Raw genomic sequence first — 20,901 nt, forward strand, 5'->3', positions numbered from 1 at the left:
TTAATGACACTTTGTATCTTTGATCAACTACCGAAATGTCCAAATACTTTCGGCTCAGGGGCTTCAAATGTCTGTCCCAGCAATGTCACTTTTTTAGCGTGAAGCATTACCCGCTTCGACTGTCGTCCGCCGTAGCTCTCATCCCCGATAATCGGATGCTGGGCGTATTTTAGGTGAGCACGAATTTGGTGTGTACGTCCGTGGTGGATAATGAGCTGTACTTTGGTCTTTTTCCCCGAAACTTCGATCGGAGTCACTTCGGTAATCGCAGGTTTGCCCTTTTTAGCCACTTTGGTATAGGCTTTGTTCCCTTTTTTCTCGGTAATGAGCGGCTGATCGATAACAAACGGCTCACTGACCAATCCCTCTACCCATGCCACGTACTCTTTGTAAACATTGTCTTTTTTAAACTCGCTAATCGCTTTGAGACGAAACTCTTCGTTTTTTACCAACATCAAAACGCCGCTCGTTTCACGGTCAAGTCGGTGAAGAAGCTGTGAGCCTTTGAACTGTCGCTCGATTTCATCCGAGTTAACAAACGCCGGTTTATCGATAACGATTAAATCGTCATTCTCAAAAATCGGACGTGCTTTTTCCACTTTTTGGACGATAAAAATCGTCTTTGGACTGATCTCACCCCGTGCGATCATCACCTTGTTGTTTCCGACATAAACCAAACCACGATCGATCAGTGATTTGGCCTCAGAGTTGGATATTCCCTCTTGCTCCGCTAGGAGCTTATACGCTTTTGGTTTTTCCATTTTATTTCTCCGTTAAATAATCTAATACTTTTTGCAAATCAACACTTCCATTGATCTGTGAAGGGGGCAATGTTTCCGCATTTTTTAATGCTTCCGCAATGCCCTCCAATGACGTAAACTGTACATGCGAGACGTATTTAAACAGCTCACGCTGTAAAAACATCTCCTCACCGCTGATAATCTTGCACCCGAATGTCGCAGGCTCGAGCGGATTGTGCCCCCCGATAGGTGCAAATGCCCCCCCTAAAACTGCCACATCGCTGATCGCATAGAGATTGTTCAACTCTCCCATCGCATCGATAAGGACAATATCATTCTCCAGTGATTGCGACTCGCTCCAACGTGACAAACTCATCATCGGAGCCGTTTTTGCAATCAATTCTCCCACTTTGGCAAACCGTTCGGGATGGCGCGGAACGACTAAAAGTTTGGCAGAGGGGTTATCCTCGCGGTAGGCGACAAATCCACTGATAATCCCCTCTTCTTCTCCCTCGTGGGTACTTGCGGCGACGATGATCGTCCCCTCGGGTTTAGAATAGTGCTTGCTTGCCTCGATCTTTTGGGCAAGTTTGATATTCCCGACCACTTCAACATTACGGGCACCTAATGCGATAAAGCGAACCATATCTTCATTGCTTTGGCAAAAAATGCGGTCACATTGCGAAAGCAAAATCCGATAAAACCACCGCATCCGGTAATATTTCGGAAAACTCCGATCGCTGATACGGGCATTGAGGGCGATAACCCGCGCGCCTCTGGTTCGCGCTAAACGAAACAGCAGATACCAAAACTCCGCTTCAAGTACCACTACCGTTTTAGGACGTTCAATCCAAAACCATAGCCATAGCTCATAAGGAAGATAGCGTACCTGTGCGACGTATTTGGATGCCGCTTCATATCCCGTATGGGTAATGACGCTGATAGCAACCCTTTTATTCTCTAACTTTTCCAGAAGCGGTGCGATCGCTTTCGCTTCTCCCAACGAGCAAACATGAAACCAAATATCATGAGGTTGAAACGGAGGATTCTTGATGCCAAAAAATCGTGCCGGAATCGAATCGCGATATTTTTTCTTGAACGAAAAGAGGATTAAAAGGGGAAGCGTTACGACGTAAAATAACGCCGCAACCAAAGTATAAAAAAGGTCGAACGCTACGTTACGCACCGATAGCGTCAGAAGTCGGTTCTAAAAATAAGATACGGCCGCAGTGTGGGCACATTGTGATCTCTTCACCTTTGATAACGTCAGAGTACACTTTATCGCTGATGGCCATATAACAACCCATGCACGCTTGGTTACGTACCGCAACAGCCGTTGTATTTTTTGCCCAACGACGGATTTTTTGGTAAAACGATAACCCTTTTTGGTTCATCGCACCGACCAATGTCTCTTTACGTCCGAATACCTCTTTACGCTCTTCATCGATACGTGCCAATTTGACATCAACATCGGCTTTAACGGTTGAAAGAGTCCCTTCGATATCAGCGGCTTTTGTTTCAAGTTCGTCAATTTTACCTTGCTTGTGATCGATCAGTTTTTCCAAACGTTCAATCTCTTCGTTCGCAAAGCTTACTTGCTCTTTTGCAATCTCTTCTTCAAGTTGAAGTGATTTCATTTCACGTTCTGTTTTAACTTCACCGCTTTTGCGGCTGTTCTCTTCGAGTTTCGCAGAGAGTTCAGCTAAATGAAGCTCATTTTTGTGCTTTTTGAGCTGCTCGTCTTTAATCTCTTGCTTCAGAGCATTGATTTCATTGATGATACTGTTTTTAGTTGCTAGAAGAGCGTCATATTGAAGGTTTGCTTCTTCGATTTGCGGTTCAAACGCATCGATCTCTTTGTCAACATGAGAGAGCTCGATTAATTGTTCAAGGTGTTTGTTCATACGGTTCCTTTTGGAGTTACACGATTACCTAATTTTAGCTCAAAGATAGGTGAAGGGGTTCTTAGATGGTGAAATTATAACACTCAATCCTAATTTTTCCAAATACCCCCCTAGAACCTCGCCAAAATAGCGTTCGCTTTCATAGTGTCCGATGTCAATCATCGATAAACCGAGTGCCTTGGCCTCCATTGCATCGTGATATTTGATATCCCCCGTCAAAAAACACTCCGCTTCTATATTTCGCATCAACGAGGCACCCGATCCGGTCACTAAAGCGCAGGTTCGGATATGATCGTGGCATTTCACCCCGCGCGTATGAGGCAATCCAAATGCCGTTTTAATCTTGGCGGCAAACGTTTCATACGTTTCATCAACCCCTAGGTAGGCTACAAATCCCTCTTTGGCAATGATGGGGTATCCCAAAATCTCTGTCGCAACGTAGTCGTTAAGATGGGTTTGGTCGAAGTTGGTGTGCATCGCAATATTCGTAATATTTTTCCGAATCATCGGTGCCAGAATTTTTGCGGGATATTGGTTGAATTGGAGCTGTTTGAGTCCGCCGAAAATGATCGGATGGTGGGTAATCAAAAGGGCATTTTCAGGTATAGATTCGATCAACTCTTCATCTATGTCGATGCTGAGTACCACATGGGTAATCTCTTGGGCGAAATCGCCGACCAAAAGTCCCGAGTTATCCCATCCCTCTTGTATTACGAAAGGGGAGAGTTCATCAAGATAGGTATAAATCTCTCGTACCGTCATTTTTCATAACTCCTTTTATGCCGCTTGAGTCGAACATGAACTGCCTGTGAGCCTGAAAGGGGATCGGAAAATTTGAACTCAAACTCTCCTAAGGACTCAATCAAATCTAGAAGTTTTTTATGCCCGTAACTGCGCGGATCGAATTCGGGAGATTTGTTGATCAGATTTTGCCCGATAGAGCCCAAATACGACCATCCCGCTTCGTTGGTCGTGTCCTCGACCGCATTGCGTACCAAGGCCAACAGAGCTTTATTATCCGGTTTGATTTTCGTAGCGGTAGGTTCTTTATGATTAGCATCGCGGCGAAGGTTTTCGGTAAAAATGAATTTATCGCACACCCCGATAAACGCTTTAGGCGTTTTTTGCTCCCCAAACCCGTATACTTTTATCCCCGATTCACGGATACGGCTGGCAAGTCGGGTAAAATCGCTGTCGCTGGAGACAATACAAAATCCGTCGAAGTTTTTCGTATAGAGCAGATCCATCGCATCGATAATCATCGCGCTGTCGGTCGCATTTTTCCCCGTCGTGTAGGCAAACTGCTGCATCGGATGGAGACCGTGTTCTAAAAGGACGTTTTTCCACCCTTTAAGTTTCGTATCGGTCCAATCCCCGTAAATCCGCTTTACACTGGCGATACCGTGGGAGGCGATCTCATCCATAAGTCCTGCGATGATAGAGGGCTGAGAGTTGTCTGCATCGATTAAAACGGCGAGGCGTGCTTGATCATCAATCATTGATAGCTCCCCAACGACAAGAGTGCTTCACGTGCCTGCGGGAAGTCGCTCTGTAGGTCTAACGCACGCTTGTACATATTCCGCGCTTCTTCAATCTCTCCCATATCCACGAGAAGATTGGCATAGTTATAATAGGTCTGCGCGTACGAGGCATCAATCTCTATCGCTTTGAGGTAATGATCTTGGGAATGTTCATACGCATTTTCGGCGCGGTACAGCGAAGCGATAGCGTTATGGGTAAGATCATCGTTCTCATCCAGTTCCAACGATTGCTCATACAGCTCTATCGCTTTAAGCCGATCACCCGTTTTTGCAGTGATAAATGCCAGTTTATTTAAAATTTCGGGATTTGCAGGATCGAGAGCTAACGCCTCTTCAAGAAATCCTCTGGCGCTATCAACCTCCCCTTTTTCATACGCGTTGTCGGCTTCCTCAACCAAATTTAAAGCAGAAGGCTCCGTCGCACTCAGTTCACTCTCCGGGGCTTTGGAATCCTCTAGCGTTTGGACATGACGATAGATTTGATAGGCGAAAAAAAGCGTTGCGGCAAACATTAAAATCTGAAAAGTGCTCATTAGTGTTCCTTTTGAAACCTAAGTATAATATAATCACGTTAACTTAAAACCAAAATCGGTAGAAACTATGCCTAATAACTACAAAGATCCAGCACTTTATATCAACCGCGAGCTTTCATGGCTCCAATTCAACACCCGTGTTTTACAACAGGCACAGGATGAGTCCTTACCACTTCTTGAACGTCTAAAATTTTTGGCCATTTACGGAACCAATCTGGATGAATTTTATATGATCCGCGTGGCGGGATTAAAAAAACTCTTCAGCGCAGGGGTCAATGTTTCGGGGGCAGATCGCTTTACACCCCTCCACCAACTTCGTGAAATTCGTACGTATCTGCATAACGAACAACGGGTTGTCGAAGAGTGCTTACTCGGTATTATGCAACGTCTTGAAAAAGAGGGGATATTTTTTAAATCCTATAAAGAGCTGACAGCGCAACAACGTCACTACCTTGATGCCTATTTCAAAGAGAATATCTATCCGGTTATCGTCCCTATCGCGATCGATGCCACCCACCCTTTCCCGCACCTCAACAATCTCGGTTTTGGCCAAATCATCAAACTGCGTGATAAAGATGAGCCGAGTGTTGAGCGCTACGGTCTCATCCGAATTCCGCGTGTTCTCCCTCGATTTGTCGACATCGACAACCGTATCTATGTCCCGATCGGGAGTATTGTTTCTGAACATATCCAAGACCTTTTCCCCGGATACGAACTGATTAAATTCTCTGCTTTCCGAGTCACCCGAAATGCCGATATCGCGATCGAAGAAGAGGAAGCGGATGATTTTATGGAGATCCTCGAAGAGGGGTTAAAACTTCGTAAAAAAGGGGAGATTGTACGGCTTGAACTCAGTAATCATGCCGATGATGATCTCCTCAACTTCTTTAACCGCCATGCGAATGTTTTTAAAGACGATATTTACCGTTTCCAAACCTATCTTAATCTCGGTGCCCTCTGGCAAGTGGTCGGAAACAAAGATTTTGCCCATCTCACAACTCCGAGCTTTAAGCCGCGCAATCTCCCCCCTCTCGATTCGGATGAGAGTCTCTATACCATTCTTGATAAAGAAGATCTCGTTCTTTTCCACCCGTTTGAGAGTTTTGAGCCGGTGGTACGACTCATACAAACAGCGGCAAAAGATCCCGATGTCGTCTCTATCCGTATGACACTGTACCGATCCGGTTCCAAATCGGTCATTGTCCAGTCCTTGATCGCAGCTGCCGAATCGGGCAAACAAGTCACCGTTATGGTGGAACTGCGCGCTCGCTTTGATGAAGAGAACAATCTCCAATGGGCAAAAGCACTAGAGAGTGCAGGAGCGCACGTTATCTACGGTATTACCGGATTCAAAGTTCACGCCAAAGCGGCTCTCATCACACGCCGTGTGGATGGAAAGGTCAAACAGTACGCCCATTTAGGGACAGGTAACTACAACCCCTCTACCGCAACCGTCTATACGGACATCAGCTATATGACCAGCAATGATGCGATCACCTATGATCTCACTCGATTCTTTCACTTTTTAACCGGATTCAGTAAAAAAGGGAAGCTTAACGAACTCTATATGGCACCGACTCAGATCAAGCCAAAAATTCTCTCGCTGATCCACAACGAGACCCGTATGGGAGAGGAAGGGGTCATCATCGCAAAAATGAATGCACTGGTCGATGAAGATATCATCAAAGCACTCTATAAAGCCTCTCAGTCAGGGGTAAAAATCCAGCTCATTATTCGCGGTGTCTGCTGCTTACGCCCTGGGATACCGGGTATGAGTGACAATATCCGTGTCATCTCCATCATCGGAAAATATCTCGAACATGCACGTATTTTCTTTTTTAAACACTCCACTCCGCAGACCTATATCTCCAGTGCCGACTGGATGCCGAGAAATTTGCTGCGCCGTATTGAGTTGCTCACACCGATTAGCGGTGAAGAGAGTACGAATAAACTGCTTCAAATACTGCAGCTCCAAAGTTCCGATAACGTATTGGCCTACGAGTTGCAAAATGATGGCAGTTATGTCAAAGTAACCCATGAAGCCGGCAATCTGATCGACAGCCACAAGATCGTTGAAACCCATACCAACAAAGTGTATAATTCGGTCAAAAAACATGCTCCCAATTACGTGCAGCAACTCACGGCACGACTCTTTAAAGAGAGCTGATAAGGATATTTGATGATCGGAAATTATCTGCACTACACCCCTGAGATGAAAGAGCGCGTTTGGATAGCGGACTCTGCCGATGTCATCGGGCGGGTATCGATGGGAGAGGATGTCAGTATCTGGTTCGGATGTGTCGTACGCGGTGACGTCCACTTTATCACTATCGGTGATCGAAGCAATATTCAAGATTTAAGTATGGTTCACGTTACCCACCACAAACGCGATGATATGTCGGATGGCTACCCGACGATTATTGGCAATGATGTTACGGTAGGACATCGCGTTATGCTCCACGGTTGCACGATAGAAGATGCCTGTCTGATCGGGATGTCTGCAACTATCCTCGATGGTGCGGTGATCGGAAAAGAGTCGATTGTCGGAGCCGGAGCGTTAGTAACCAAAAACAAAGTCTTTCCTCCCCGCTCACTCATCATGGGAAGCCCCGCGAAAGTAGTACGAGAGCTTACCGATGAAGAGGTCGCCGAACTCTACGCATCGGCTGCACGGTATGTGAGTTTTAAAGAAAATTACCGTTCTCCCAATGTTTGATCTTGTCGTTGCTGCCGATATACTGGGTATTTGTGCCTTCACATTGAGCGGGTTTTTGGTCGGCGTACGCAATAAACTCGACCTCCTCGGTCTGATTATCTCTGCTTCTCTCACTGCCCTCGGCGGCGGTGTAGTACGGGATGTTATTTTAGGGCGTACTCCGTTTGCCTTCAACGAATACTATCCCGCAATCACGGTAATGAGCACCATTCTACTAGCCTTTATTTTTCGTCTCTATCGGCGTGAGCAAATTGAGCGTCAGTGGCTTTTTGTCATCTCCGATACCATCGGCTTGGTCGCTTTTAGTATTACGGGAGCATTACTCGCAATCGAAGTTGAGTTTAATTTTTTCGGCGTTATGATACTCAGCTTTCTCACGGCTGTCGGGGGAGGGGTATTACGCGATACAATGATCAACCAAGTCCCCTCTGTCTTAATCAGTGATTTTTACGGCTCCATCGCGATCATCGTCTCTGTTTTACTCCTTCTTTTAGCCCAAATGGATCTAATTAACACATGGGGGGTTGCAGCGGTTGCGGGATTTGCAATCTTTTTACGGCTTCTCGCTTACACTAAACAATGGCATCTGCCTACACTCAATATGGATTAACAATGCGCACTTTTAAACTCGTTTTTTTGCTTCTCATCCTCGGAGGAGTTATCGATATCGGCCGTTTCTTCCTCTACCCCACTATTTCCGATTTAAAAGAGATTAACCCTGTCCCTACGGCATTTATGGAGTATCGCCAGGAGGAGTGGGCGGAGCAAAATCGTGATAAAGAGATTCAGCACCAATGGGTCAGTATGAATAAAATCTCTCCCAACATTATCAAAGCCGTTTTAATCGCCGAAGATGACGGATTTTGGAATCACGACGGATTCGATGTTAAGGGGATGGAAAATGCTATCGAGCGAAGTCTAAAAAAAGGGGTTGTGGCGGGTGGAAGCACTATTAGTCAACAGCTCTCTAAAAATCTCTATCTCTCTCCGAGCAAAAATCCTGTTCGTAAAATCAAAGAGGCAATTATCACGTGGCGTATCGAAAACACCCTCTCCAAACGCCGTATTTTGGAAATTTATCTCAATGTTGCCGAATGGGGAGACGGAATTTTCGGAATCGAAGCGGCGGCACGTCATTACTATGGAAAAAGTGCTAAAAAGCTCACTGCTCGTGAGGCTTCTCGCTTGGCATCCGTTCTCCCGAATCCGATCAAATACAGCCCGATCGGAGATCAAAGATACGTCAAAAACCGTTCCCGTATTATCTATAAAATTATGCAACGCAGAGGAGTCGTTATCCCCGAGTTTAAAGAGGTGATGACTCCTCCGAAGGCCGAAGAGAGTATGACCCAAGAGAGTAACGAAAGCATCAGCGGTTTATTTAGCGAAACCGCTCCGGAAGAGACCCCGTTAGTCGAGACGGAAACTCCGCAAGTGAGTGAAGAAACGGGAGAGGGAAATGGTTCACTGACGTTTTAATTTTATGGTACACTATCCTACTTAGTACAAAGGATAAACCAAATGAACAAACGGACGTTTCTCAAATTTTTTGCCCTCACTACCGGCTCGCTGGCATTAGCTTCATCAACCGAGCATGGCGCATCGGCTTCTCACCATAGCGCTCCAAACACCCAAGAATTACAGGAAATGGCGAATAAAATGTTTGCCGAAGTAATCTCTCAAAACGATTATTACGTCAACCACCAAGGTTCCGCTTTTTTCGAAAAACTCAAAAATTCCCAACACCCCCGTGCAACTATCATCGGATGTTCGGATTCCCGTTTCCAAAGCGATGCACTCGATAAAACAGCCGAAAATGATCTCTTTATTATCCGTAATATCGGTAACCAATTCAGCTCCAACATGGGGAGTGTCGAATACGGAATCCGCCATCTTAATACGCCCTTGTTAATTATCGTCGGCCACTCACGATGCGGTGCCATCAAAGCGGCTCTCAGTGATTACTCTGCCGAGGGGCCGCATATCATCCAAGAACTCGATTCCCTCTCATTAGCAGTACGTAAAACGTCCCTGAGCGGTACGGAAGAGGCCAAATGGCTCTCAGCGGTTATTAGCAACGTTCATCAGCAAGCCTATTACGCACAAAAAGAGTTTAAAGCAGATGTAGAAAGCGGAAAGCTTACTATCGTCGGAGTCGTTTACGATCTTGCTAATGACTTCAACAACGGCTACGGTCGTCTTAAAATCGTTAACATCAACGGAGAGACTAACCCTGAGAAAATTATGCAATTTCCTCTAATGAAATCACTCTTTAAGCCGGTACACGTCTAAGGACAATCCACCCGATCAGTGATGTTGCGGCGATAAGAGACGCCGGAGCGTACGGATCGCCGCTCAGTTTCTCCAGCGAAGTCATCAAAACGGGGGTTAATCCCCCGACAATCCCTGCCGCACTTCCCAAAATAACCGCCGTAAACGATGCACGATACCCATGGTACTTTAACGCCATGACGGTGGAAGCAAAAATCGGTGCTTGAAATGCACACAAGAAGATGACCATAACGATCGTCCCCGCTAACGATGCCCAGTACCCGCCGATGCTCATCCCTACCATCAGCGGATAAATCCCTATCGCAAGTCCTAACGCCGCGATCCGCATCACCCGAAATGAACCTACTTTATCGGCAACCATTGCCATCAAGGGGATAAAAATGACCCCGACGATAATGGACAGGGTATTGATCTGCCCCGCTTCTGCCTTACTGAGTCCCGCACTTCCCTGAAGCCAGATAGGAAGATATACAAATACGGTATAGTAAAAAATCCAAATTGCCGATGCAACGCTCAAAAATCGCCAAAATTCAGCGCGATGATGACGTAAAATTGCCACAATAGGGACGGTTTTATCTTCACTCGGCTGATACTCATCGGTTAGATTACGGCGCAGATACAATCCTGCCGCCGCAATTATGATACTAACCCAAAACGGGATTCTCCATCCCCACTCCCCCATTGCATCTTCACCTAAATACCATAGCAACGCGCCGCACAATCCTGAGCCTAGAGCCATCCCGATCTTTGCCCCGACAGAGACAAAAGAGCCGTAAAGATTTTGGCGATTAGGGGAGGATTGCTCAACCAGATAGACAATAGAGCTGGCGTATTCACCCCCGACAGAGAGCCCCTGAATCATCCGAAGAGCGACAAGGAGAATCGGAGCCAATATTCCGATTTGTGCATAAGTAGGCAAAAAACCGATCAAAAATGTGGGAAGTGCCATAAGCGCAAGCGAACTCATCAACGCAAAACGCCGACCGATCCGATCGCCGATATGACCGAAAACAAGTGCCCCTACGGGACGCATAATCATCCCTGCGGCAAAAGCTCCGAAAGAGCCTAATAATGAGAGAAAAGGATCGTGTGATGGGAAAAACAGATTCCCCATCATCACCGCTAAAAAACCGATGAGTGCAAAATCATAATACTCGATAACATTACCGATAATCCCAGCCGCTACAATTTTTTGCTTCGGCGTTATCAAATAATCCACCCACCGCCGAGTAATTTTTCTCCGTCGTAAAATACACCCGCTTGACCTGAGGCTACACCCAAGACCGGTTCATGTAGTTCGACAACCGCATGATCGCCGTCGATTTTCACGGAGCATCGTACCGCCGTAGTTCGGTAGCGAAGTTTGACATCACATTCAAACTCACGAGCGCTATCAAACATATTGACCCTCTCCAGTTCGACGCGTCTGCACTCTAAATCTTCGCGTGTTCCAACAACGATTTGGTTGGTATCAGGTTTGATCGCAACGACAAAATGGGGATCGTGTGCACCGTGAACATTGAACCCTTTACGCTTGCCGATCGTGTAGTGCATGTACCCTTTGTGTTTCCCGACCACTTTCCCCTCAAGATTCAACACATCACCCTCTTGGTCTACCGGAACATACGGTTTGAGGACATCCATATAGGTTGTCTCGACAAAACATATTTCGCTCGATTCGCTTTGCGATGCAAACGATTCCAATCCCTCGATACCCGCAGCATACGCTTTGATATCACTTTTATGACGCTCGCCCAACGGAAACAGAAGTCGCGATACCAATGCCGGATCAATGTAAAAAAGAAAATAGCTTTGATCTTTTGTATCATCCTGTGCTTGAAGGAGATATTGTCCGTCATGACGGATATAGTGACCCGTGGCAATGTAGTCGGCACCGATGCTGTCCGCATAAGCGACCATTGCTCCGAATTTGATATTACGGTTGCACAGCGCACAGGGGTTCGGAGTTTTTCCCTCACGATACGTTTCGATAAACGGAAGAAAAACTTTCTCATTAAATTGTTCTTGAAGATCAAGTATATGAAGTTTTACCCCTGCAAAGTCCGCCGCTTTCTGTGCACGGGCCTGATGAATCTCATGGTAGCCCGGTTTGGAATGGAGTTTCATGTAAACGCCCTCCACTTCATACCCTTCTTCCTTAAGCAGTAGCGTTGAAACAGTTGAATCAACTCCGCCGCTCATACCGATCAATACTTTTTTAGCCATTAGATACTGCTCTCATCAACTTTATCTCTATCTGCCATATACGAAGAGAGAACTTGATAATATTTTGTGTCATCCAATCCCTCTTTTTCTAATGTTACCATCTGTGCAATCAACGATTTTTCAATCTCTTTAACAACAAAGGAGAGATCATCGGTCAATATCATCAATTTCAAATCCGCTTCGTCGATCATCCCCTCAGCCAGCATTTTGTCTCGGATGAACTGGACCAGCGGCGTATAAAACTCCGTCCCGATGATAAACAGTCGAACACCCCATACTTTACGGGTCTGGATCAGAGTTAGAGCTTCAAACATCTCATCAAGAGTTCCGAATCCCCCCGGAAAAATGACATACGCCATCGAGTATTTGACCAACATCACTTTACGGGAGAAAAAATAGTCGAAGCTTCTCCCTTTGGTGATATAAGGATTCGGCTGTTGTTCTGATGCCAGTTCAATGTTCAAACCGATCGATTCGACATCTTCATGCTCATACGCACCGCGATTGGCCGCTTCCATAACACCCGGCCCGCCGCCGGTAATAACGTTGTAACCACGGGCACCCAGCATACTAGAGAGTTCCATCGCTTGCAAGTAATAGGGATGATTTTCATCAACACGAGCGCTGCCGAAAATAGTTACGGAGGGTCCCAAATCCCCTAATTCATCAAAGCCCTGTACAAAGTCGGCAATAATCTTAAAGACACTCCAAACATCAGCCGATTTTATGTCTTTAACGTAACGGCTGCTTGGGTACTCTTTTTCTTTCTTTTTATGATGCGGAGGCATTAACTAACCTTTGAGTTTATTCAATCGATCGCGTTTGGTTCCGATAGAGGTGATTTGGACACCAAAGTTTCCATCCACGATAACGACTTCACCTTGTGCAATGACATGATCATCCACTAAGATATCGAGCGGATCGTTGGCGAGCTGATTTAGCTCAATAACTGAACCGATATCCATACTGAGAACATCTTTGAGAAGCATTTTCTTCTTTCCGATTCGGACGCGAACAGGAAGTTTGACCCCCATGATCAAACCGATATTTTTCATCTCTCCGTCTTCAAGTTTTACCGTCGGTTCAGAAGAGGGAGCGTCAAAAATATTTCCGCTGACACTCGGTTTCGCAGGTGAGGGTTTTTCTCCGCTCAAGGCATCATTGATTGTTGAATCAATCGCCAACATCATCAAAGAGTTAATAGACCCCAGCGAAAAAGTGAATACAAACATTTTTGCATAGGCATCAAGATTGACCTCTCCGCTCTCTTGGATGAATTCAGCACGTTCTGGCTTAATCGTAAATTTCGGCAACTCTTTTTGTGAAGATAGCGATGTGCTCATGGCTCCCACGATATTGGAAACGATCTCTTTGGCCGCATCCATATCTTCATCCGACATAGTATCTTGGGCTTCCCCCTCACCGCCGAGCATCATATCGCCCAATGCCGTTGCCAGCTGTGGAGGCATCATCACAATCCCGCGTCCTGAAGCCGCACCGCTGAAACTCACATGAATCTGTGCAATAGGAGGAATCACATTAGAGATGATGGAGATATCTTCTGCTTCTTTAAGGGTGATAGTAGGTGCCTGCCCCGTTAATCCCTCAATCGTGGCAACCGCTTCGGCTGCAAATACCCCTGGAAAATCACTCATCTTCATCCTCCTCATCTATAGGTCCGCGTATCATCTCTTTAACCCCGCTGATACGGGCCTTACGTTTCGTCTCAAACTCTTTAAGTGCCCGTTTAACCGCATCTTTTTCGGTATCGATAAGGGATGTAATCTGTATCGATTTGCGAAATCGCCGTAGTCCCATCTGTCCGACGAAGCGTGCTTTTCCATCCACACTGACATTGACGACATCATCGGCCGGAATATTTAGCCGAATTATATCCCCTTCACCTAAGTCTAAAAGCTCATGGAGACTCAACTCTGCTTCCCCAAGATTCACTTCAACATTAACGTGGGCTCCACCGAGTAGAACTTGCAACTCTTGGTTACGGCTTTTTTTCGAACTGGTTTCATTCAGCATCAAATCACGGCTCGCCAATTTCGGCAATACCGGTTCCAATGCGATAACGGGATAACAGATATTCATCATTCCGGAACTGTGCCCGATAATGATCTCCATAACGACCATAACGACAATCTCATTTTGGGCAACGATTTGGACAACGTTAGGACTGGACTCTTTCGATTCGACCTGCGGATAAAGATCGGTAACGGGTCCCCATGCCTCACGAAGCGTCCCCATCATTACCCGTAAAATTGTCTCAAATAAAGAGAGTTCGATATCGGAAAACTCTCGATTAGCTTCAAAAGGTTCACCCTTTCCGCCGAGAATACGATCCAACATCGGAAAAGCAATCGATGGATTAATCTCTAAAACACCGTTCCCTTCCAGAGGCTTCATCGAAAAGACGTTAAAGCTCGTCGGATTGGGGAGCGACATCAAAAATTCCCCATAGGTCATCTGATCGACCGAATGAAGCTGTATCTCTACGATGGAGCGCATGATGGCGGAAATCTGTGACGCGATAGAGCGCGCCATCTTATCGTGAATCCCTCGAAAGGCGCGAAGCTGCTCTTTTGAGACACGGTTAGGACGTTTAAAATCGTATAGGGTAATTTGACGCTGTTGGTACAGGGGATCGTCATTCGATTCGAGGACCCCATCCCCTTCATCGTCTACAACGTCTAAAAGGGCGTCGATCTCTTCTTGGGATAATATATCTGCCATTACTGCCCTCCTACCGCTTCTTTAATCCGCCGAATCACCGATTTGTGAATTTGTGAAATTCGTGATTCGGTAATATTGACGATTTCACTGATCTCTTTGAGTGTCAGCTCTTCAAAATAATAGAGCTGAATAATAATTTGTTCACGCTCTTCAAATCCCATTAAAACTTCTTGGATACTCTCGATCAGATCTTCATGTTCCAGCCTCTCTAGAACACCGCCCTCTTCAGGAGTTCCTAACTGATCATCCAGCGGCAGTACGGTGTAAATATCCGACGCTATCCGAGCTTCACGTACTTTTTCTTCTTCAATCCCTAATATGAGGGAGAGTTCATTATCACTCGGTTCATCGTCATGATCGGCCATATAAACCTCAATGGCATGATCGATCTCTTTGATCAGCCGTCTGCTTGAGCGGCTTACCATATCAAGAGAACGGAGATAATCAAGCATCGCACCGTATACCCGTGTTTTGGCATATCCCCAAAACGAATCGTTTTGAGCCTCATCATAGCGACGCGCCAATTTCACCAATTCTTCGGTTCCGATAGCACATAAATCCATATAATCGATAGAGCTAGGAAGACGCTCTTTCAGACGAAAAGACATCGCTTTGACCGCAGGAAGAAACTGAAGTGCCAGTTGATCTTCACGATGTTTTAACTCTTGAGTATAAACATTGGCACCGCTCATACTTTCCCCCGCCCCTGATGATCATCCAGCAACTCTGATTTATGCATATAAAAAGCGTCAATAAACTGCTCGCGCTTATTGATTTCCCGTACAAAAAAGTCGAGATTGTGCTCATGCGCTTTTTTAGGAAACGATTGCGCTTTAACTCCCAACGATTGAAAAAAGAATCCGACGAATAAATGGGCAAAAAGGTAAAAAAAGAGGCTAATGAGGAGAACATATCCTAAAAAACTCTCTGCAGAATCCGATTGAAGTATCCCAAAAACAATACCGATAAAAAATCCCTGTACTGTTAGAAAAGAGACAAAATTCGAACCCCGCATATCTTTTTATCCTTATCGTAGCTGTCTATCCAAAAAAGCAGTATGTGCCGTAATTCTGCAAACACTGTGGATTAAAAATGTTCCATTAGACGTTTAAACAGCCCACCTAACCCGCTCTCTTTGGGATCTACCAGCACGTTTCGTTCCAGTTTTTTTGCGATACGCTTAACAATCAGTTCTAATTCATTCGTCGGTGTTGCTGTCGGAAAATCACGCGAGAAAAGGGCTCTTTTTTTGACACTTGTCGATATTTTAGGATCACTTGAAATCTGACCTAAATAACTAAGCTTCAAAGAGCCTCCGATATTTGCGGCCGCGACTTTGTGAATTTTTTCAAATAACCCCTCCGCCTCTTTACTGGAACGGACTTGATTCATAATGACGTTAATCTCATCGCGCAATCTAGCGGTTACCTTGATTGTAGCATACGCATCGGTAATTGCAGCGGGATCGGGAACCGTTACAACGATGACATCATCACACGCACGCAAAAAGAGCTGAATATGTTCCCCGATCCCCGCACCCGTATCGATAATCATCACATCCAAATCATCCAAAACATTGGCTTGCTCCATAAAGCGCTCGAACAATCCCCCCGAAGCGTATTTAAAAATCTCTTCACCGCTCTCACCGGGGATCAAGACCAGATTCGGCTCAATCGGAACCAAAATCTCCTCAACGGTCGCTTCCCCTTTAAGGACATGCAAAATATTTTTTTTGATTTTGACGTTAAACATAACATCGAGATTGGCAAGCCCGATATCGGCATCGAATATTCCCACTTTCAGCCCGTACTTAGCCATCACATAGGCCATATTGGAGCTGATCGTACTTTTTCCGACTCCCCCTTTACCGCTTGTAATCGCAATAAATCTGGTTTTTTTCGCTACCAGATTTCGGTTTTGGTTAACAAGGGCTTCGAGTTTGGAAGCTTGGTGAGTCATGTACGCTCACCTCTGCTAAATCCGTTCATCAGGCAATCGACTAAAAAATCGCTTGTTGCCGCAACCAAATCTTCAGGCACTTCCTGACCGACTGAAAAATAGCTGATCGGCACTTTGGTCTCATATACGAGTGAGAAAATATTTCCGAATCCTCTCGTCTCATCAAGTTTCGTAAACATCATCGTATCGATCCCAAGCGGTGCAAAATTCTCATAGGTTGCTTTAAGATCATCATACTTGATCGAGCTTGGCATGACCAAAACGACATCCACACTGTAATCGGTGTTATTATCACGTAGACATTCATATATCTTCTCGATTTTCCCTTTATCGTACGGTGAGCTTCCCATTGTATCGATCAAGATATAGTCACTGTAACGCAACGCGTTGAGGGCGCTCGAAAACTCCGGAGGATCGACGACTGTCTCAATCCCAAGCTTCATCATACGTGCGTATTGCATCAGCTGCTCTACCGCCCCGATACGGTAGGTATCAAGTACCACTAGCCCTACTTTATATTTTTTCTCCAACAGATACGAAAAGCGTGCCGCCAGCTTCGCAATCGAAGTCGTTTTACCGACACCGGTAGGGCCGACCAGCATAATTACTTTTTTACTTCCCGGTTTCGGCGGTGTCTCCATACGGACAGGGATCATTTTTCGCATCAGTACCTGAAAATAGCGTTTGACGGTTTCGGAGCTCTCTCTCATTTTGGAGGGCATATGCTCCAATGTAAGGTGCATAATCTCATCGAGGTGATCTTGATCCATTCCGCTTTGTTGCGCGAGACGATAAATCTCGGCAAATTCAGGGGGGATAGCGGCAGTCGTTTTCGGGGATTTTTCCGACCAAAACATATTTTGAATCAATTTAACTTTATCACCCAGTTTTTCGATCTCTTCTTTAATCCGCTTGAGATCTTCACTCTCTCTCACAGGGGCTTGGCGGGAGGGGCGTTCTTCTTCGGTTACTTCGGCAATTTTGGAGATTTGTTTTGCCGCTTCGGAAATATTATAGAGGACATCACTGCTTTTTTGTGCCAACGGACGCTGTTTCATAAACGTCTCTTCCGCTTTAGGCTTGGCTTTAGGGGTAGGGATAGAGTTTTCTTCGACTCCTACCACAATCTCATACAGAGCATTTTTTCCAAGCGATTTTTTCTGTACTTCGCGAGTTTCGATCAACATCGCTTCCTCGCCTACCTCCAATTGTGCTTTTTTAAGCGCTTCAGCAGGGGTGGCACCGCTAAATGTCAAGATTTTCATAATATCTCCGTGCGCTCTTTCGAGCTAAACTTCCAAGCGGTATAGTTACACTCACCCGCTCACGCCAATGAGGATGAGGAATACTCAACTCTTTGGTTCGAATGAACCGTTTCTCAAAGAATAGTATATCCAAGTCTAACGTCCTCGGCGCATTCGCAAAACTGCGACGCCGCCCAAAACGTTTTTCGATCCGCCAAATCAACCGTAAAAGGGCTTTAGGTTCCAGTGAGGTTACAATTTCAATGACGGTATTCTCAAAATCATTCTGCTCCGTATACCCGAAAGGGGGATTGCGAAGAATCACCCCGCTTTTCAGAGGAGCGAGCATCGATAAACGACGCAAATGAATCCACAAATGATTCATCCGCCGCTTTACATCGCCGATATTCCCCCCTACTCCCAAAAGGGCGTGGTAACGAAATCCGTCCGCTTGAGGGAGTGTTTTTGGGAAATTATGATCCACATAAACGGTATGTTTCTCATCTAGTTTGCGACGAAGCGGCATCGCTTATTCTTCTTCTGCACCTTGTTGTGCCGGTGCTTGAGCCTGACGCATTGCATTGATTTCGCTGAGAATCTGCATCATCCCGACCATTGCCAAATGATAACCGAAAGGTCCGAATCCGATGACCGAAGATGTACACGCAGGAGCCGTCATACTTTTTTGACGAAACTCTTCACGACGGTAGATGTTGCTGATATGAACTTCGATCGTCGGAAGATTCACCGCACTGATCGCATCACGGATTGCGATAGAGGTGTGAGTATAGGCCGCAGGGTTGATAATGATCCCATCGGCATCGCCATAACACTCTTGGATACGATCAACAATCTCACCCTCCAAATTGCTTTGGTAAAACTCGATCTCTACCCCGTTTTGAGTTGCAACATCTTTCATCTGTGCATGAATCTGCTCTAAACGCATCGGTCCGTACACTTGTTGTTCCCGAACTCCTAACATATTGAGATTCGGCCCTTGGATAACGACTATTTTCATTGATTAAACCTTGATTGATGTTTTAAGGTATAGATTATAAGAGGTTCTATATTATAAGGAACTAAATTTCACTCTCGCTTATATGCATTCGACCCGATTACGCCCGTTTTCTTTAGCACGGTACAGTGATGAATCCGCCCTGTGTATCATACTCTCCTGCGTATCTCCGGGAGCAAAAATACTCACTCCGAATGAAGAGGTGATCGTTCCCGCATCGGCAAAATGAAGTTCTTCAACGGCCAGACGGAGTTTTTCGGCGACGTAAAGTGCTTTTTCCATATCAACATCCGGCAAAAGGCATACAAACTCTTCACCGCCCCAGCGCGCTAAAATATCTCCGGTACGGATCGTTTGTGAAAAAGCCTGGGCTACCTCGATTAATACTTTGTCTCCGCTTTGGTGTCCATACGTATCATTAACCCGTTTAAAATGATCTACATCCGCAATAATCAGGCCAAAAGTATGGTTCTCATCCCAATGACGACGACGAATCATATTTTCAAACACTTCATTAAATTTATGCCGATTAAAGAGTTTAGTCAGCGGATCGGTAATGGAGAGGAGTTCTATCCGTTTCTTATCGCTGATATCGTGAAAAATAACCGTATAGGACAATGTACCGTTCTCATCGTCATTCAAAGGGGTTACAACGGTATCAAACCATACTTCTTCCCCGTTCGCCAAGACGGCTTTGACTTCACCTGACCATTTTTGCTGACGCGCGATGGCATCACATATTTGGATCGTATCAAAATCAACCGAAACGTCCCCAAATACCTGAGAGAGATACGCACCAATCACACTCTCTTTTTTGTACCCGAAAAACTCCAAAAACGCTTGAGTTGCTTCGACAATCCTGCACTCTTCATCGATTTTGGTGATCAGAAGATTGGCATCGATAATCATTTTGTCTCTGTGCAGTTCACTGTTCAGCTCAGAAATTTTTTCCATCTGGGACTGAAGGGTAAGCTTCAACTCATGCAAATCGCTGATATCGTATATGGATACCATTACAAGCCCCTCTTCGACGACATAAGGTGAGATTGTCACCTGAAGCTGCATATTAATCAGCAATGAAGTCGTAATTTTTGTACGGGGTATTTCGATAAAACGATTTTGCAATGATGCATCATAAAAGGTGGGAGACGCTAGGCGCAAAGTTGTCCGTATCTTCCGCGAAAATACTTTATAGTCAATCTGAGGATAAACATCATGAAGATTCTTACCGATCATTTCGGATGCTAAATGAGCGGTATTGATCTCTAGCCATTGATTCCAGTAACGGATTTCAAAACTTTCATCGATAACCATAACCCCTATTTCAAGGGCATCGAGAAGTACATTAGGATAAGGGATTGTAACCATTAGGCGTACAACTCTTCGAGTTTACGATCGATAAGTTCTTTTAAACTTCCGATCATCCCGTCTTTCGTGAGGATAAAAATCTGTCCGTTGATATTTTGATGCTGAAATTCCATCTCCGTACTGATGATAATGATCCTATGATAATTGATAATATCCTCTTGGCTGATCAGAGAATTTCCGTCCACCAATTCTGTCGAAGGGACGAAAAACTGCACTTTGGTATTAAGTTCTTCCGTCAATCGACTGATAATCGTCGCACTGAGAATATTGGTCAGTTCAATGACGGCATCCAGAATATCTCCATCCGATGGGTTATCGACATCATACAGGTGATGCCCCAGATGCAATGCGGATTCTTCCGAAATAACAAATAGGAACTCACCGCTAAAGAGCCCTCCGAAAAGCTGTTTTGTCACGTAGTTACGCTGATCGTTAGGTATCGATTGCTGAATATAGCTATCCAGCCCCTCCATATCACTGATCATAATTTGGGGGATATGCATTTTTCCGAATGCTTCGAGCAAATCGGCAATACTGGCCGTAGCGTTCCCCATAGCGATATTCATCAACTCCCGAAGCATATCAAGATGATCGTCTGTAAATCCGTTTTGTTGCATTCTT

Annotated in this window: 23 protein-coding genes and 1 pseudogene; 5 read left to right on the forward strand and 19 right to left on the reverse strand. The window is 45.3% G+C overall.

Features of this window, described 5'->3' with window-relative positions; translation table 11 throughout:
* Positions 1 to 23: 23 nt before the first annotated feature.
* From Q8O20_RS00955 to Q8O20_RS00980, 6 genes are read right to left on the reverse strand one after another with little or no spacing between them, the layout of a single operon-like run.
* On the reverse strand, positions 24 to 761 hold the full coding sequence (locus Q8O20_RS00955) for an RluA family pseudouridine synthase (RefSeq protein ID WP_304741244.1): 738 nt from the start codon (positions 759 to 761) through the stop codon (positions 24 to 26).
* Between the two features lies 1 nt (position 762).
* Entirely contained in the window at positions 763 to 1,926 is a 1,164-nt protein-coding gene (gene waaA / locus Q8O20_RS00960) for a lipid IV(A) 3-deoxy-D-manno-octulosonic acid transferase (RefSeq protein WP_305529625.1), read from the reverse strand.
* Positions 1,919 to 2,644 carry a zinc ribbon domain-containing protein gene (locus Q8O20_RS00965; RefSeq protein ID WP_304741240.1) on the reverse strand — a complete coding sequence of 242 codons (726 nt, stop codon included), beginning with the start codon at positions 2,642 to 2,644 and terminating at the stop codon, positions 1,919 to 1,921. The genes waaA and Q8O20_RS00965 overlap by 8 nt, the downstream gene beginning before the upstream one ends.
* Positions 2,645 to 2,683: 39 nt before the next feature.
* Complete coding sequence (locus Q8O20_RS00970) at positions 2,684 to 3,406, reverse strand: Nif3-like dinuclear metal center hexameric protein (RefSeq protein ID WP_305529626.1); 723 nt, start codon at positions 3,404 to 3,406, stop codon at positions 2,684 to 2,686.
* Complete coding sequence (locus Q8O20_RS00975) at positions 3,403 to 4,143, reverse strand: NYN domain-containing protein (RefSeq protein ID WP_304741236.1); 741 nt, start codon at positions 4,141 to 4,143, stop codon at positions 3,403 to 3,405. The genes Q8O20_RS00970 and Q8O20_RS00975 overlap by 4 nt, the downstream gene beginning before the upstream one ends.
* Positions 4,140 to 4,718 carry a tetratricopeptide repeat protein gene (locus tag Q8O20_RS00980; protein WP_305529627.1) on the reverse strand — a complete coding sequence of 193 codons (579 nt, stop codon included), beginning with the start codon at positions 4,716 to 4,718 and terminating at the stop codon, positions 4,140 to 4,142. The genes Q8O20_RS00975 and Q8O20_RS00980 overlap by 4 nt, the downstream gene beginning before the upstream one ends.
* 64 nt (positions 4,719 to 4,782) lie before the next feature.
* Here Q8O20_RS00980 and Q8O20_RS00985 point away from each other — a divergent pair.
* The 5 genes and pseudogenes from Q8O20_RS00985 to Q8O20_RS01005 form a co-directional block, all read left to right on the forward strand.
* Positions 4,783 to 6,885, forward strand: a pseudogene (locus tag Q8O20_RS00985) (RNA degradosome polyphosphate kinase); the annotation flags it as partial.
* A 12-nt stretch (positions 6,886 to 6,897) separates the two neighbouring features.
* Positions 6,898 to 7,434 carry a gamma carbonic anhydrase family protein gene (locus tag Q8O20_RS00990; RefSeq protein WP_305529628.1) on the forward strand — a complete coding sequence of 179 codons (537 nt, stop codon included), beginning with the start codon at positions 6,898 to 6,900 and terminating at the stop codon, positions 7,432 to 7,434.
* Positions 7,427 to 8,044, forward strand: a complete 618-nt coding sequence (locus Q8O20_RS00995) for a trimeric intracellular cation channel family protein (protein WP_305529629.1) — start codon at positions 7,427 to 7,429, stop codon at positions 8,042 to 8,044. Before Q8O20_RS00990 ends, Q8O20_RS00995 begins: the two co-directional genes overlap by 8 nt.
* Before the next feature lie 2 nt (positions 8,045 to 8,046).
* Positions 8,047 to 8,913, forward strand: coding sequence for a monofunctional biosynthetic peptidoglycan transglycosylase (gene mtgA / locus Q8O20_RS01000; RefSeq protein WP_305529630.1), 867 nt, complete (start codon positions 8,047 to 8,049; stop codon positions 8,911 to 8,913).
* 42 nt (positions 8,914 to 8,955) lie between these two features.
* A complete protein-coding gene (locus tag Q8O20_RS01005; protein ID WP_305529631.1) occupies positions 8,956 to 9,726 on the forward strand; it encodes a carbonic anhydrase in 771 nt (256 codons plus the stop codon).
* Here Q8O20_RS01005 and Q8O20_RS01010 read toward each other — a convergent pair.
* The 13 genes from Q8O20_RS01010 to Q8O20_RS01070 all read right to left on the reverse strand — a co-directional run bounded on the left by Q8O20_RS01010 (position 9,707) and on the right by Q8O20_RS01070 (position 20,897).
* Positions 9,707 to 10,945, reverse strand: coding sequence for an MFS transporter (locus tag Q8O20_RS01010; RefSeq protein WP_305529632.1), 1,239 nt, complete (start codon positions 10,943 to 10,945; stop codon positions 9,707 to 9,709). The two genes, Q8O20_RS01005 and Q8O20_RS01010, sit on opposite strands and share 20 nt — an antisense overlap.
* The gene (gene mnmA, locus Q8O20_RS01015) at positions 10,933 to 11,952 is read right to left on the reverse strand and encodes a tRNA 2-thiouridine(34) synthase MnmA (protein WP_305529633.1); all 1,020 of its coding nucleotides are present in this window, start codon (positions 11,950 to 11,952) and stop codon (positions 10,933 to 10,935) included. Before mnmA ends, Q8O20_RS01010 begins: the two co-directional genes overlap by 13 nt.
* The gene (locus Q8O20_RS01020) at positions 11,952 to 12,740 is read right to left on the reverse strand and encodes a TIGR00730 family Rossman fold protein (protein WP_305529634.1); all 789 of its coding nucleotides are present in this window, start codon (positions 12,738 to 12,740) and stop codon (positions 11,952 to 11,954) included. The genes mnmA and Q8O20_RS01020 overlap by 1 nt, the downstream gene beginning before the upstream one ends.
* A 3-nt stretch (positions 12,741 to 12,743) precedes the next feature.
* Entirely contained in the window at positions 12,744 to 13,607 is an 864-nt protein-coding gene (gene fliY / locus Q8O20_RS01025) for a flagellar motor switch protein FliY (RefSeq protein ID WP_305529635.1), read from the reverse strand.
* A complete protein-coding gene (fliM, locus tag Q8O20_RS01030; RefSeq protein WP_304741157.1) occupies positions 13,600 to 14,694 on the reverse strand; it encodes a flagellar motor switch protein FliM in 1,095 nt (364 codons plus the stop codon). Before fliM ends, fliY begins: the two co-directional genes overlap by 8 nt.
* Complete coding sequence (locus Q8O20_RS01035) at positions 14,694 to 15,386, reverse strand: RNA polymerase sigma factor FliA (protein WP_304741155.1); 693 nt, start codon at positions 15,384 to 15,386, stop codon at positions 14,694 to 14,696. The genes fliM and Q8O20_RS01035 overlap by 1 nt, the downstream gene beginning before the upstream one ends.
* Complete coding sequence (locus Q8O20_RS01040; RefSeq protein WP_304741153.1) at positions 15,383 to 15,709, reverse strand: hypothetical protein; 327 nt, start codon at positions 15,707 to 15,709, stop codon at positions 15,383 to 15,385. The genes Q8O20_RS01035 and Q8O20_RS01040 overlap by 4 nt, the downstream gene beginning before the upstream one ends.
* Positions 15,710 to 15,780: 71 nt before the next feature.
* Positions 15,781 to 16,653, reverse strand: a complete 873-nt coding sequence (locus Q8O20_RS01045) for a P-loop NTPase (protein ID WP_304741151.1) — start codon at positions 16,651 to 16,653, stop codon at positions 15,781 to 15,783.
* Positions 16,650 to 17,918, reverse strand: a complete 1,269-nt coding sequence (gene flhF, locus Q8O20_RS01050; protein WP_305529636.1) for a flagellar biosynthesis protein FlhF — start codon at positions 17,916 to 17,918, stop codon at positions 16,650 to 16,652. The genes Q8O20_RS01045 and flhF overlap by 4 nt, the downstream gene beginning before the upstream one ends.
* Complete coding sequence (gene folK, locus Q8O20_RS01055; RefSeq protein WP_305529637.1) at positions 17,899 to 18,423, reverse strand: 2-amino-4-hydroxy-6-hydroxymethyldihydropteridine diphosphokinase; 525 nt, start codon at positions 18,421 to 18,423, stop codon at positions 17,899 to 17,901. The genes flhF and folK overlap by 20 nt, the downstream gene beginning before the upstream one ends.
* 3 nt (positions 18,424 to 18,426) lie before the next feature.
* On the reverse strand, positions 18,427 to 18,915 hold the full coding sequence (gene aroQ / locus Q8O20_RS01060; RefSeq protein WP_294895778.1) for a type II 3-dehydroquinate dehydratase: 489 nt from the start codon (positions 18,913 to 18,915) through the stop codon (positions 18,427 to 18,429).
* Between the two features lie 78 nt (positions 18,916 to 18,993).
* Positions 18,994 to 20,280 carry a diguanylate cyclase gene (locus Q8O20_RS01065; protein ID WP_305529638.1) on the reverse strand — a complete coding sequence of 429 codons (1,287 nt, stop codon included), beginning with the start codon at positions 20,278 to 20,280 and terminating at the stop codon, positions 18,994 to 18,996.
* Complete coding sequence (locus tag Q8O20_RS01070) at positions 20,280 to 20,897, reverse strand: chemotaxis protein CheX (RefSeq protein ID WP_305529639.1); 618 nt, start codon at positions 20,895 to 20,897, stop codon at positions 20,280 to 20,282. The genes Q8O20_RS01065 and Q8O20_RS01070 overlap by 1 nt, the downstream gene beginning before the upstream one ends.
* Positions 20,898 to 20,901 lie beyond the last annotated feature (4 nt).

This window comes from Sulfuricurvum sp. (genome assembly GCF_030691015.1).
Lineage (GTDB): Bacteria > Campylobacterota > Campylobacteria > Campylobacterales > Sulfurimonadaceae > Sulfuricurvum.

Bases quoted from the DNA above. Each gene is read 5' to 3' on its own strand.
- Q8O20_RS00955 (WP_304741244.1), bottom strand. From the start codon at position 761: ATGGAAAAACCAAAAGCGTATAAGCTCCTAGCGGAGCAAGAGGGAATA.
- Q8O20_RS00965 (WP_304741240.1), bottom strand. From the start codon at position 2,644: ATGAACAAACACCTTGAACAATTAATCGAGCTCTCTCATGTTGACAAA.
- Q8O20_RS00970 (WP_305529626.1), bottom strand. From the start codon at position 3,406: ATGACGGTACGAGAGATTTATACCTATCTTGATGAACTCTCCCCTTTC.
- Q8O20_RS00975 (WP_304741236.1), bottom strand. From the start codon at position 4,143: ATGATTGATGATCAAGCACGCCTCGCCGTTTTAATCGATGCAGACAAC.
- Q8O20_RS00980 (WP_305529627.1), bottom strand. From the start codon at position 4,718: ATGAGCACTTTTCAGATTTTAATGTTTGCCGCAACGCTTTTTTTCGCC.
- Q8O20_RS00990 (WP_305529628.1), top strand. From the start codon at position 6,898: ATGATCGGAAATTATCTGCACTACACCCCTGAGATGAAAGAGCGCGTT.
- Q8O20_RS00995 (WP_305529629.1), top strand. From the start codon at position 7,427: ATGTTTGATCTTGTCGTTGCTGCCGATATACTGGGTATTTGTGCCTTC.
- mtgA (WP_305529630.1), top strand. From the start codon at position 8,047: ATGCGCACTTTTAAACTCGTTTTTTTGCTTCTCATCCTCGGAGGAGTT.
- Q8O20_RS01005 (WP_305529631.1), top strand. From the start codon at position 8,956: ATGAACAAACGGACGTTTCTCAAATTTTTTGCCCTCACTACCGGCTCG.
- mnmA (WP_305529633.1), bottom strand. From the start codon at position 11,952: ATGGCTAAAAAAGTATTGATCGGTATGAGCGGCGGAGTTGATTCAACT.
- Q8O20_RS01020 (WP_305529634.1), bottom strand. From the start codon at position 12,740: ATGCCTCCGCATCATAAAAAGAAAGAAAAAGAGTACCCAAGCAGCCGT.
- fliY (WP_305529635.1), bottom strand. From the start codon at position 13,607: ATGAGTGATTTTCCAGGGGTATTTGCAGCCGAAGCGGTTGCCACGATT.
- fliM (WP_304741157.1), bottom strand. From the start codon at position 14,694: ATGGCAGATATATTATCCCAAGAAGAGATCGACGCCCTTTTAGACGTT.
- Q8O20_RS01035 (WP_304741155.1), bottom strand. From the start codon at position 15,386: ATGAGCGGTGCCAATGTTTATACTCAAGAGTTAAAACATCGTGAAGAT.
- Q8O20_RS01040 (WP_304741153.1), bottom strand. From the start codon at position 15,709: ATGCGGGGTTCGAATTTTGTCTCTTTTCTAACAGTACAGGGATTTTTT.
- Q8O20_RS01045 (WP_304741151.1), bottom strand. From the start codon at position 16,653: ATGACTCACCAAGCTTCCAAACTCGAAGCCCTTGTTAACCAAAACCGA.
- flhF (WP_305529636.1), bottom strand. From the start codon at position 17,918: ATGAAAATCTTGACATTTAGCGGTGCCACCCCTGCTGAAGCGCTTAAA.
- folK (WP_305529637.1), bottom strand. From the start codon at position 18,423: ATGCCGCTTCGTCGCAAACTAGATGAGAAACATACCGTTTATGTGGAT.
- aroQ (WP_294895778.1), bottom strand. From the start codon at position 18,915: ATGAAAATAGTCGTTATCCAAGGGCCGAATCTCAATATGTTAGGAGTT.
- Q8O20_RS01065 (WP_305529638.1), bottom strand. From the start codon at position 20,280: ATGGTTACAATCCCTTATCCTAATGTACTTCTCGATGCCCTTGAAATA.
- Q8O20_RS01070 (WP_305529639.1), bottom strand. From the start codon at position 20,897: ATGCAACAAAACGGATTTACAGACGATCATCTTGATATGCTTCGGGAG.